A 14263-nucleotide genomic window follows, 5' to 3' on the forward strand; every position below is an offset into this window, starting at 1 on the left:
AATGATCTCTACGTATTCCATTATTGTTAATTAACAATTTAATGCTCTTAAAAAGCATAACGCCATCTAAAAAAGATGGCGTTATAGATTAAATAATAAGCTGTTGCTTCGTTGTGCTTTTTGCTTAATTAGTGAGTCACAGGGTTAGGTAGCTGTGATGCTAATAGCCAGATTGCCAGTACAAAGAAAATCAGTCCCATGAACTTATGTTGGTTAGCGCGGAATTTCTCACTTTTCAGTAGTGATTTACCAAATGTACCGACTGTGGTCACTAGGAATAAGTTAAACAATAAGCCAAGTACGTTAAGCAGTAAGCCAAGTACCAGCATTTGTTGACCAGAAGTCGCTGTTACATGAGTCGAAACAAACTGTGGCAAAAACAGAACGAAGAAAATCAGCGCTTTTGGATTAAGCAAGTTACTAAATACAGCGCGGCGGTAAAGCGTGACGGCCATTTTATTGCTTTTCTTTAGCTCTTCTGGGGCATCGGCTGGTGGCGTACGTAAACAATCCCAACCCATCTTTAATAGGTAAGCACCACCGAGTAGACGAAGTACTTGCAGTGCGATTGGGTTCACGGCAATTAATGCTGATACACCCATAGCAGCCATGATGGTTAATAAAATACCTGATGTCGCATTACCTAAACTGGCAAAGATACCAACCTTACGCCCATAGCTTAGGCTTGAGCTGGCAATCAGAAGCATGTCGGGACCGGGAATTAATAACAGTGCGATAACCGCAGTTAAATAGAGGGGTAATACGTTTAAATCAATCATGGTTTTTTAACTAAGTTGAGCAGGGGAACATATTTTACCTTTCGATAGTGATTAATTCATTTGTTTTGCGTATTTATTGGTTTAATTTTCCACTATTTACTTATTTTGTAATCCATATGTTTGAATTTTGTTTTTAACTTGAAGGTTTATATTGTTTATCAATTGCTGATGGTAACAAACTTATTACATTCTTACATTTAAGAGGTGTGAATAACCTCAAAACTCTGCGTCTGATTCATACTTAAAAGATCCTTTTGGCTAAGGGGAAAGCGCAGTGTTTAGAATAAATGTTGATCAAAACATCGTTATTGAACAAGTAAAGGGGCAAGTGTTTGTTCTGACCGATAATGGTGATTATGTTCCCGTTAAAGTTGGCGATAGTTTTTCTGTTGGAGCGGTGTTATTTTTTGCTGATCGCAGCGAAGTGTTAGTGGATCTCGATGGTACAGATCTGTGGCTGAACCAACATTGTAAGGCATGTCTTTCTGACCAAAAGCTAATACATCTCCCTTTGCCTGAGCCTGATTTAGATCCCGGTATAGCAGCATTGCAAGCGGCTATTCTTGGTGGGGAAGATCCCACTAAAACACAAGAAGCAACGGCGGCGGGGCCTGCATCAACCCCCAGTGCTTCTGGTGATCTAAGCTCATCTATTACCGATTCTATTGCGATTCCTTATGACAATGATCAGATCTTAGCTAAAGCGGGGTTTGATACTGCTTATGTGCCAGCTTCTCTTCGCCAACAAGATACACCGTTAATTATATTGCCGCCTGATGGTGGCGAATTTGATGATGATCTTTTCTTTGTCGAAGGGGATTTAGTGCCGATCACGTATCCTGTATCGGACAGTGCCAGTGTCTCTGTTGCGGCTGCAACACTGCCCTTAGATGCCAATAGTGTGTCATTTGAAACGACACAACTTGCTGGGTTGCTGGCATTGATGACGGAGAAAATATCATCCAGTGATCGCCCAATGACCTTTCGCTATGACACCGTAAGTAATCAAATCATAGGCAGTAGCGATCAGGGTACGGTACTCACCATAGGTTTGGTGGCTGAGTTGGCTAATGGACGAGATGCCAATGTCACCATGACAGTGACACAATTTTTACCGCTAGATCACTTTGCAGGGGAATCTACTAGTGCACCGATTGTGATCAATGGTGAGCAAATCCGTTTATCTTTACCTGTTCAAATTGCAGATAGTAATGGCAACCTTGTTAAAGCCCCGATTGATTTTGTCGCTGTGATTGAAGATGGAAAAATCCCCGGACTCGGTATTGATGATGGCACCACATTTACAGAGCAAGATAGTGATATAACCACGCCTCAAGTGGTGACGGGGGAAATCCCAGTCTTAATTGGCAGTGATGAAATTGGCGTAATGACCTTTGCCCAGCAACAAGCTACGTTAGAGGGATTATTGAGTAATGATGTTGCCACCAGCTATAGCGTGTCAGGCAGTGTTATTACGGTTGTTCGTAGTGATAATCAGTCGTTGGTATTAACCATTGAAATCAATACTGATGGGCGTTACACCGTTAGCCAATATCAAGCTCTGAACCAAGAAAATACATTAGATCAAACTCAATTAGCCTTAGCACTGACCACCACTGATAGAGATGGTGATGTTAGTAATGTGGGTGAATTGATCATTAATATTAATGATGGCGCTAACCCTGAATTAGGCATTGATACAGGCACACGGATTGTTGAGCAAGACCAAGATATTGCTACACCGCAAACTGTAGCAGGGCGTATACCTGTAGATGTGGGAAGTGATCAAATTGCGGCAATGGAATTTGAATCTGAGCAGCAAACCTTAGTTGGGCTATTGAGTAATGATAAGCCGACGGTGTATGTGGTTGAGGGTAATAAAATTACCTTATGTCTTGCTGATGCGCCACAAACTGATGTGCTGACGATTGAGATCAATACTTCTGGTGATTACATCGTTACTCAATATCAAGCCTTAAACCAACCGGTTAATACTAATGAAGATAAGCTGGCTATTGGTGTTATTGCGATAGATACCGATGGTGATAAAAGCAATGTGGGCGAGTTGAATATCACCATTGTTGATGGGCCTAATCCTGTTATCGATACCGATAAAGGGATCACCTTTACTGAGACCATGGCAGCGCAAACCTTTGATGGTCAAATCACGGTAGATGTTGGCAGTGACGATATCCTTCAAGCTAATTTCACCGCAGAGCAAACCACTTTAAATGGCTTAACCAGTAACGGGCAAGCGACGGATTTCACTATCTCAGGCAATGTTCTTGAGCTATTTGTACCAGCCACAGGCAGTGAGCCTCTACAACCTGTACTGACTGTGACTCTTGAAACCACAGGGCGCTATAGCGTTGTTCAGCATCAACCGTTGGATCAGAACTTTGATACCAATGTGAATAATCTCGCCCTTGATGTAACGGTAACGGATGCTGATGGTGATACCAGTAATGTCGGGCAATTGTTGATCAATATTAATGATGGCGAGAACCCAACAGGTGAAGGCATTGCTGCTGATGTCACGCTCATAGAGGGAGATTTATCAGAGACAACCGAAAACGGTGGTTACCCGGTAAAAGCTGAGTCTCAGTTTACTGTTCCAGCGGTCAATGATGATTTAGTGGCATCGAGCTTAACGATGGCTGCAAATGTGCAATCACAACTGATTAGTGAGTTAGAGCAACTGACTGCGACAGGTTTAGCCATGAGCTTTAGTTTCTCCCCTGAGAGTGCTAATGGCACTATGACCTTAGTGGGCAAAGACAGTAACAATGCTGATGTGCTTATTATTAGCTTTATGCCAACTCAAGATCCTAAAAATGTCACCGTAACGATAGACGTTGAACAATTAAAACCATTGGATCACGATCCTACTGTGTACTCAGGTGGTGATTATGTCTCACTGACGGGGGATGGCATTGATATCCGAGTGCCACTTGAAATGCATGACAGTGATTTCGATCCGTTAGTTGTGCCTGTAAATGCAGTGATCACATTAGAAGATGGTAAACCGCCCGTGATTGCCGATCAAACCAAAGCATGGACGGAAGATTTTTCAGGCACAGTTGCAGAGTCGCAACAAATCAATGGGCAGTTAAGTTTTGAGCTGCACAGTGATGAAATTAAACAGGTAGTATTAGGCGATATTACTTCTGCTTTTGCTGGCTTAACCAGTGATGGTATTGCGTTAGATGCGAGACTGGCGGATTCGCAAACCAATGAAGTCATCTTGTATTTAACGGGGACTACCACGCCTGTGTTATCACTCACCATCGACACGGATGGTAAGTATGATATTACTCAGTATCTACCGATTGATCAGCCTGTCACCCCCAATACGAATACCATTGCGATACCTTATCATGTGGTCGATTTTGATGGTGATAGCAGTAATGATGCCACACTAACGTTAGTCATCACCGATGGTCAAAACCCAACGGGAGCCAATACCACTATAGCCACGGTGGAAGGGGATCTCGCTGCGCCAATTCGTGCGCCATCAACTTCGTTATACCCAATAGAAAGCAGTAAAAACCTAGCCATAGTGGCGGCTAATGACAGTCTTGTTGCTACCTCGTTATCGATTACTCCCAGTGTATTGACTGAATTACAAAACGAGTTGGGTAGCTTAAGCTCATCAGGGCAAGCATTAACTATTCTGCATACCGCAAACAGTGTTAGTGGCGCGCAAACCATTACGGCAGTAGACAGTGTCACGAAAGCAGATGTTTTTAGTTTAGTGATTACGCCTGTTCAAAATGGACGAGATGCCGAGTTGCAAATTCAATGGCAACAGTTATTGCCGCTTGATCAACAGCTGGATAGCGGTGGTACTTATGTCACTTTAAAAGACGATACCTTAGACATCGCAGTGCCGTTGATGATGCATGATGGTGATGATGATGCTTTTACTCAGCCAGCCATTGTGACCATTAGCGTAAAAGATGGGGCTAACCCTGAGTTTGACATTGATGCGGGCACGACAATCACTGATCCGACAAAAGGGGCTACAGCAAGTGTGGCAGAGGGTGAAATTGGGATTGAATTGGGCAGTGATAATCTTGAAACCATTACTTTTGATAGCGTCCAAACAGGCTTAATGGGATGGTTAAGTAATGGTACTGAAACTTATGTTCAATCATTCGGTGATAATCTCACCCTGCGATTAGCCAGTGATGATTCCGTGGTATTAAGTGTCGTAATTGGGCTTGATGGTAAATACACTGTAACTCAGTATTTACCATTAAATCAGCCTGTTGAATCAAATGAAGACACCTTGAAAATTGCTATCACAGGACAAGATTATGATGGTGATAAAGCCCAAGGTGAGTTAGTCATTATTGTTAAAGACGGTGTTGATCCAGTATTAGGGAAAGATCCCGGAACCGACTATACCGAGATCATGACAACACAGGTTAAACCAGGTCAGATCCCGATTGAAATTGGCAGTGATGATATCGACCATGTGGATATTGCCATCGTTCAGCCAACCTTAAATGGGTTAACCAGTAACGCTCAAGCGACCAGTTATCGGGTTAACGATAATGTATTACAACTCTATGTTCCTGCCAGTGGCACTACCTCAGAGCAAAACGTATTAACCGTTACGTTTAATGTCGATGGGAGCTATAGCGTTGAGCAAGATAGGCCGCTAGATCAAAACTTTGAAACCAATGTAAATAACCTCGCATTAGATGTGACAGTCACAGATAAAGACGGCGATAACAGCAATGTGGGTCAGCTTATTATTCATATAAATGATGGAGAAAACCCAACAGGCGCAGGTGTTATTGCTGAAGTTGAAGTCACTGAAGGAGACTTAAACCCAACCAGTGACGATCAAGGCTATCCTGTTGCGTCATCAGGTAGCTTTATTGTCCCTGCGGTAAATGATGCATTGGTACCTTCTAGTTTAAATGTCACTGATTTTGTCTTTTTTACGTTAGGTCGCGAATTACAGCAATTAACCACCAGTGGTAAAGCAGTAAAAGTGGATGTGACCAATGCGCCAAATGGGGTGCTAACAGTTGAAGTCAATGAGCTATCAGGTGGAGCGAAGGTCTTTAATTTAACCCTAACGCCTATCCAGCAAGGTAATAACGTTAAAGTGGATATGGTATTAACTCAGTATCAGCCATTAGATCACGATCCTACCAAATTTTCAGATGGCACCTATGTCTCAGTAGATGAGGGTAATATTAAGGTAACGGTACCTATCACTATGCATGATACGGACTTTGATCCATTGGTTGATCCCGTCAATGTTGAAATGGTATTTCGCGATGGTATTGCCCCTATCATTAATGAGCAATCTATAACGTGGACAGAAGGCTTTGATGGTGCGATTACACAGCCACAACAAATTACGGGTTCGCTGGTGTATGGCAGTCACAGTGATGCGATAAAAGAAGTCTTGTTCATTGACCCAAGCCAAGCCTTCACGGGGATCACCAGTGATGGAGTTGCACTTGAAGTGGTGTTTGATCCCGCAACGCCTAATCAATTTAAAGTGCAATTAGCTGGAACTACCACAGAAGTGTTAAGTGTCTCTATTGCGCCAGATGGCAGTTACACCATTAGCCAAAGTCTTCCAATTGATCAACCCGTCACACCGAACCAAAACGTGGTTAATTTGAGTGTTCAGCTAGAAGATTTTGATGGGGATAAAAGTGATGTAGCAACACTACAACTTATCATTAAAGATGGTGTCGATCCGAATGGAGTCAATGCTGATTTTAATGTGGTTGAAGGGGATTTAATTCCACCAACGATAGGCCCGTCGACATCAACCAATCCTGTTACGACGAATAACACCACTACCGTTCCTGCAACCAATGATATTTTAGTTGCCAACAGTTTATTGTTAACCGCTGATAACATCACTGCCATTAAAACCGCATTAGAACAGATCACCTCGCAAGGTGAAGCGGTATTAGTGGCGCTAACCCAAGATGCCATCAGCAAAGTGATCTCACTGGTAATGACCAAAGACAATGCAGCGAAAGATACCGTCTTTGAGCTAACCATTACTCCGGTGCAAAACGGACGTAACGTCGAGCTGCAATCTCAACTGGTAGAATCATTACCGATTGATCATCTTAATGATGTGCTCACCACAGGGCTTGTAACCATGACGCAAGCCAATTTAGCCATTGGTATTCCACTTCAATTGCATGATGCTGATGATGATCCATTGCAAAATCCCACTGTATTAACCGTTAATCTTGCCGATGGGGATTTGCCAAGTTTTGGTACCGATGCTGGTACTGAGTTTACGGAAATTAATACAGCTGAAGGTAATATTGCGCTCAATGTTGGCAGTGATGAAATCATTCATATTGATTTAAAAGCCGATCAACCTTCGTTAGCCTCACTGACCAGTAACGGTTATGCCACGCAATATAATGTGGTGGGTAATACAGTGACGGTAGTCAGGCAAGATGATCCCACCATTGAAGTGTTAGTGGTTCAGTTAGACCAAACTGGTGATTACAGGGTGGTGCAATATCAACCCTTAGATCAGTCAGAAACTACCAATAAATTAGAAATAACCCTAGCCGTTAGCGCTACCGATCAAGATTTAGATGTGAGTGCTACTGACGGTGAAATTAACATCACTATTGTAGATGGGTTAGATCCAACTGGTAACTTTGTAGGCACCACTAATATTAATGTGACGGAAGGAGATGTTAGTGAACCCATTGGCTCGCCTAATGGTTACCCAGTATCGAATTCGGCCTTATTTACGTTAACAGCAGGAGTAGATAGGTTAGATCCTGATACGGTGACTTTTGTTAATCCTTTCCTGAATGATTTATTGAGTGAATTACAGTCTGAAGTGACGACATTCGGTGGTGAAGCACTTAACTATAGCTTTGATCAAAATAGCCACACTTTAACCGCCCAATATGATGGTAATACTTATTTTACTATCAGTTTAACTGCCGCCAATGTGGTGGGCAGTAAAGATGCAGAAGTCTTGGTGACCTATGAGCAATTTTTACCGCTTGATCATAATAAAGAAGGTAACGATAGCGGCTATGTACAAGTAAGCGGTGACTTGATCAGTATTAACTTACAAGTACAAATCCAAGATACCGATGGTGATCATTTAGATACCCCTGTACCTGTGACGATCAATATTAATGATGGTTTTGATCCTACCATTATCAGCACTCAAGATTTAACCGTAGAAGAGAGTGATATTCGTGACGATGGGCCAAATCATCAAGGTTCAACACCATCAGGCAGTGATGATCGTGCATCTGGGATCTTAGTGTTAGATGAAGGCAGTGATTTCATCAATAACTTTCGCTTAGATAGCGATTTATTTACCACGCTTAATCCGACGTTAACCAGCCAAGGTACAGCCGTGACCTTGTATGAACATGAGATTGGTACTTACTCTGGCTTTGCTGATACTCGCACCATATTTACTGTGATATTTACGCCAGATGGGGAATATACCGTTAACCTGTTTGGTGCGATTGATCACCCTGATCCCGGCAAAGACAGTAAAGATATTATCTTACCTGTGGCGGCCATTGATGATGATGGTGATGAAAGTGCTTTTGCCAATATTCGAGTGACTGTGGTCGATGATATTGCCAATGGACGTAACATCACCATCGCTTTATCTGAAGGGGAAGAAAATGTTGCAGGACAAACCTTACTGACCAATGCACGAGAAGGGGCCGATAACGCCACTGTCGTCAGTGTGATTGATTTAGGTGAAGAAAAACTCCTTACAGGCACCGATTTTACTGTTATTCCTATTCATGAAGGCGGAGATACTACTAATCCGGGGCAATTGCTGGGTGAACTGTCGATAAAACCTGATGGGACGGTCAAGTTCACCGCAGCAACTGATATAACTCAAACCGATGCTTTGCTTGAATACACCTTTAATTACCGTGTCACCGATGGTGATGGTGATACTGAGCTGCGTACCATCACTTTACAAATTGAAGATGGTGAAGCACAGATCATTATCGAGCCAGATCCGATAGTCACTTATGAGGATATTGGACGAGAAGACGATCCGAGTGAAGTGCTCATTGAGCCACCGAGTGGTGCGCCAGCCTCACTGAAAATCAATGTGGGTGATGATGATCGTGGCGAGTTCTTACAGCAAGTTTTAATCACTATTCCAGCCGAAACTCACGGCACTTTTTATTTAAATGGCACCTCACTTGTGACCAGTGCTGATGGGCTGTCTTATGTTATTCCAGTGACTGATTTTACCACCACAGATAACATTATTTACGATTTAGCTGGGCTCAGTTTTATTCCTGATGCTGACTTTTCTACCGCGAATGGCAATTTGGAATTTGAAGTTAAAGCGCAAGTGGGGGTGACATCGGGTACACCATTACCAGAATCTGTGACAACCTTTGAAATTAAAGTTGAAGGGATCGCCGATATTCCAACGTGGGATGACAGTGAAACCCAAGTGCATTACACCATTGATGAAGATTCAACAGGAGTGAGCTTACAGTTAAAAGCTGACTTGAATGATACCGATGGTTCAGAAACTTTGTCGTATATCATCACCATGGAACCCGATGGAGAAGGCAATATACATGGTGAGTTAAAAGGTAATAACTTGGTTGATTTAGGCAATAATCAATACCAAGTTGCTGCCGCTGATGTGGGAAGTTTAGTCGTCACGCCAGATGCCAATTACAGTGGTGATATAAAGCTAACTGCTGTGGCGCAAAGTAAAGAAGAAGTGGTGTTTGTTACAGGTAAACAAACGGCTGATTCGGTGGTGCGTGACATTATTATCAATGTTGAGCCCATCGCTGATGAAACCACATTAAAAGTGACTCGGGTATCTTCTAATGAAGATGAACTGATTGATTTAGCCAGTCATGTCAGCTTGTCACAAACCGTCGATCAAGATGGCTCTGAAATCGAATGTGTACGTTTTTCAAATTTACCCGTTGGCGCACAAATTCTGTTAAACGGTACAGCGGTCGTTGAGAGCCCTGCTGGATCTGGCGTTTATGAGGTTAATTACGCAGATATTGCCAACGTGCAATTAAAACCTACACCAGAAAGCAATGTGGATTTTGAAATCACAGTACAAGGTGTGGTGAAAGACAGTGCCAGTATTACCAACAGCAGTAATGTGGTGGTGAATGCTAACGATGAATATCTAACGCCGACTCAACAATTAGAAGTAAGTTTGAAAGGTGTCGCGGATATTCCGATTTTTGATATCAATATCGACAGTAACGGTAATGGAGTATTAGATGTTGATGAATGGGCATATATCAATAACGATCCGACCCAAGGCATTGAAACCTTAATTGATGAAGACAGTGCTGCGGTCTTTGATTTTTCAATCGTCAGTGGCGAAACCCCTTTTAAACAACCGGATGATAATTCAGAAACCTTGAGCTTGGTGTTATCGGGTATTCCTGAAGGTGTGATGTTAAAAGACTCAGAGGGGAATGAGCAAAGTTTAGTGTTTGCTGGTTACGATGCTGAAGGCAATCCTATTTATGAAGTAGAGTTATCATCACTAAAAGATATTCAGGTGATCCCACCACTTAACAGCACTCAAGATATTGAGCTTGATGCCAAGATATTAGTCACTGAAAATGATGGTGATGTACGTAGTTTTGATCGAAAAATTCTGATTAATATTCAGCCTGTTATTGATGCGGCAAACTACACCATTGTCAGTGATAACAATGTACTAGAAGATCAAGATAATGTTGTTTTGTGGCGACCAACTGCAGCGCAAGGTTTTACCGATAGTGCTGAAACCATTACGCAAATTCGCTTTGGTGGTATTCCATCGGATTACACCTTATTAATTGACGGCACTCCGCTGATGCTGGTGGCAGGAGAGATCACCTTAAGTGATAGTCAGCGTGATGAACTACTCTCAGGTAAGCCACTGCAATTGCGTGCGCCACATGACTCTGATCGTGATTTAACTTTCCAGTCCTATCTCACTGTTGAGCAAACCGATAATGATGGTGAAAACACTGCAATAAAAGAAATCATTGGCCAATTAGAAGTCGATATTCAGGCGGTAGTAGAGCCTGATGGTGTGCTGGCGGTACGTGATAGTAGCGATACGATTCTGACCACGCTCACCAGTACCACAGGAGGTGTGATTGATTTATCAACCGATGCTGCTTCTATTGGGCGAGTGTCTTTTACGGGGGAATCAACACCAGTCGTTATTGATCATAGTGATGAAGTGATACGTCGTATTGTGGTGAAGTTTCCTCAATCAGTGGCAGAGCCCGGGGATTTCGTGGTCATTGGCGGGATCAGCGATGGTGCAGGGGCGTGGACGGTACCTGAATCGCAATTAGACAATTTAAAAATTACCGCACCAACGGGGTTTAACTCTACGATTGATATAACCATTAGTGCTGAGGTGCAAGATCTTGGTGATAATGGTGAAGGTGATGTTAGCTCTCTTGTTCCCTTTACTACTCCCATTACATTAGATTTTACCCCTAATACCAGCATGATCACCGAATTAGCCGGTGATATTGTCTTTAATCCTGATGTGGTAACAGGGTTTGAAGATGATCCTATTAATCTCGGCGATCAGATTGAAGGTGACATTATCATTGGCTCGGTTAATGGCGAGCAAAATCATGACTCTGTTACCATCGTTATTAAAGCGTCTGATCTGCCAAGTGGAGTGACAATATCAGGGACTGACTTTGACTTTATTGATGGCGAATACGTCATGATTGTGCCTGTCGATGGTGCAGGTAACGTTGATTTAAGTGGTATCGCATTAAATCCAGCGACAGATTTTGCCGGTGATTTTCAGTTTGATCTGCATATTGTTAACACCGATACCACCAGCGGTAATACTAAAAACTTAATTAAGCCTGTTACCGTACGTATTGAGCCTGTAGTAGATGTACCACCAAATGGTACGCCAACCCTTTCTATTGAAGTATTACGTACAGAAAAGCTTGATGCTGATGAGCAACCTGTACCTGATACGGGTAAGGCGGAAGTGATCATCAATGGGCAAGCTTATGAAGATGGTCGAGTCGTTTTAGGCATTTCAGCTACCTTAAAAGACATTAGCACGACGCTGAATGAAGGGCTGGAGAGTTTAAAGCAGGCTGAACTGACGGTTGATGCCAGCCAAGGGGCATTTGTCCAAAGTGATGGTAGCTTGGTACAAACCATCACGGTAGATAAGGTAAATCTCGATAATATTCCATTTCAACCAGTGAAAGATTTTAGCGGTAATGTTTCCATGTCTGCGGTTGCTACTGTTGAAGATGATGTGACGTATAGCTTTACCACCCCAGCAACCGCGCAAGCGACAGGCACGTTTACTGCCACGGTTGATTTTGATGTGATCCCCATTGATGATCCGGTCAAATTTACTGGGGTTGATACCACTATTAAGGGCGATGAAGATCAGGCTGGTGGTATTAGCCTTGGTAGTATCAGTTTTGATGTCGGTGACAGTGATGGCTCTGAGCAAATCATTTCTGCCAAAATCACCAACGTGCCTGATGGTTTCGTATTAACAGGGCCTGTGAGTAATTTAGGCGGTGGTGAGTGGAGTGTGTCGCTGCCTGTAGGAATGCAATCTGGCAGTTTAGCCGGAGTGAATGTGGTGCCAGCGGAAAACTATAGCGGTACTTTAGCCCTTGGCGTGTTGGTGTTTACCAAAGAAGATTTGCTCACTGATATTGCGCAAAATGAAGCAACAGTGAATCTTGAGGTGTTACCGGTCGGCGATAAAATTGATTCCGATGTAACCACGTCCTATACCGGATCTGAAGATCAGCCTATTACTATTACACTAGATTTAGCGGTGCGAGATAACGCAGATAGCATCGTGCCTTCCCAATCTAATGCATCTGAAAATGCCCCTGAAAAATTGCATGTTGTTATTACTGATGTGCCAGATTCAAGCTCATTTGATGCCCCTGCTGGCGGCAGTGCTGAAAAGCAACCCGATGGCTCATGGATTATTATTTCTGGCGGCACAACGTTAGATACACTGGTTTATCATCCCGGTGATGCTAACGGCAATTACACCATGAATTTTGATATGCGCTCTGTCGATAATGGCGTGTTGGCAGATAACAGTTTAGCGGTGGTTAAAACCTTAACCTTTGATGTTACTGCGGTAAATGATGCCCCTGTGAATACATTACCTGCCGGTATTAATACTGATGAAGATGTAGGTGTGATTATTTCAGGGATCAGCGTGAAAGATGTTGATGCTGAAAGTGGCAATATGACGGTAACCTTATCGGTTGAACATGGTGTATTAAATGTTTTAAGCACCACTGCAATTACAGTCACCGATAATAATTCCGCTTCAGTTACCTTAACGGGCACGCTAACTAACCTGAATGATGCATTAGCCACAGGTGTGCATTATCTCAATGATGTTAATTTCTTTGGTGACGACACTTTAACCATGCTCACCAATGATAATGGCAATACAGGATCGGGTGGCGCGAAAACTGATAGTACTCAAACCAAGATCACGGTCGCCCCACTGCCCGATGTACCGATTATTGAGTTAGAACGTCCACAAACTGCCAATATCCACACTGTGGCTGGCTCTTTATTACCGTTAATAGGGTTAATGGCATCGGTGGTCAATCCTGCACCTAATGAGCTGTCTGTTGTTATCAGTGGTTTAAATGATGGGGATTTGGTCGATGGCAATGGCACCATTGTCGGCACACAAATTTCAGCAGGTACGTATCGTGTACCTGTTAGCAGCTTAGAGGATTTATATCTCACAGGACTTGCTGCTGGCACCAATACGTTAACTGTGGAAGCCGAATCTACCGTCGGTAGTGATAGCTTATTATCTGCAACATCTATCACCTTAAACATTAATGTTGAACCCGATACTGTTACTACGATAGATGCCAGTACATCACCTAGTGGTAGTGGTAGTGGTGAATTGATTGTCGATGATGATCAAGATCGCACCTTAATCGGCAGTGATGATGATGATATTTTCTATGCACGTGGTGGTAACGACATTTTAACGGGTAACGCAGGTGATGATCTGTTTGTGTGGCAACTGGGTGATATTGATGGCTCAACGGATGTGATCACCGACTTTACTTTGGGTGAAGATAAGATCGATCTCACTGAAGTATTAGATGATAGCGCAGGGGATGGGCTGAATTTAGATGATTTACTAGCAGGTATTAATGCTGATGCATCCAGTGGCAAAGTCGAGTTAACGGTAACCGCCAGTAACAGTAATACCCAAAATATCACCTTAGATAATATTCAAGCAGCCGATTTAGGCTTAGCAGATACTGCAACAAGCACTCAGCTTATTACTGAGCTATTTAATCAATCGAGCTTTAGTACCAGTTAGCTTTTTGTCATTGCGATACCTAATTAATTTGGGTATCGACGCTGATAAAGAAAAAGATCACTACTAATAACAGAAGCGATCTTTTTAATATTGGTACAGTTACAGA

General features: G+C 42.8%; 2 protein-coding genes. One reads left to right on the top strand and one right to left on the bottom strand.

Going from position 1 to position 14263, the window contains the following annotated elements:
* Positions 1–128: 128 nt before the first annotated feature.
* Positions 129–779 carry a LysE family translocator gene (locus E5A76_RS09575; RefSeq protein ID WP_061014848.1) on the bottom strand — a complete coding sequence of 217 codons (651 nt, stop codon included), beginning with the start codon at positions 777–779 and terminating at the stop codon, positions 129–131.
* 274 nt (positions 780–1053) lie between these two features.
* Between E5A76_RS09575 and E5A76_RS20755 the strand changes: the two genes are divergently transcribed.
* Positions 1054–14157, top strand: a complete 13104-nt coding sequence (locus E5A76_RS20755; protein WP_161118785.1) for a retention module-containing protein — start codon at positions 1054–1056, stop codon at positions 14155–14157.
* Positions 14158–14263 lie beyond the last annotated feature (106 nt).

Source organism: Photobacterium lucens, assembly GCF_009873615.1.
Taxonomy (GTDB): domain Bacteria; phylum Pseudomonadota; class Gammaproteobacteria; order Enterobacterales; family Vibrionaceae; genus Photobacterium; species Photobacterium lucens.

What these genes read in the sequence shown, in the direction of transcription:
- E5A76_RS09575 (WP_061014848.1), bottom strand. Translation starts at nt 779, where the DNA reads ATGATTGATTTAAACGTATTACCCCTCTATTTAACTGCGGTTATCGCA.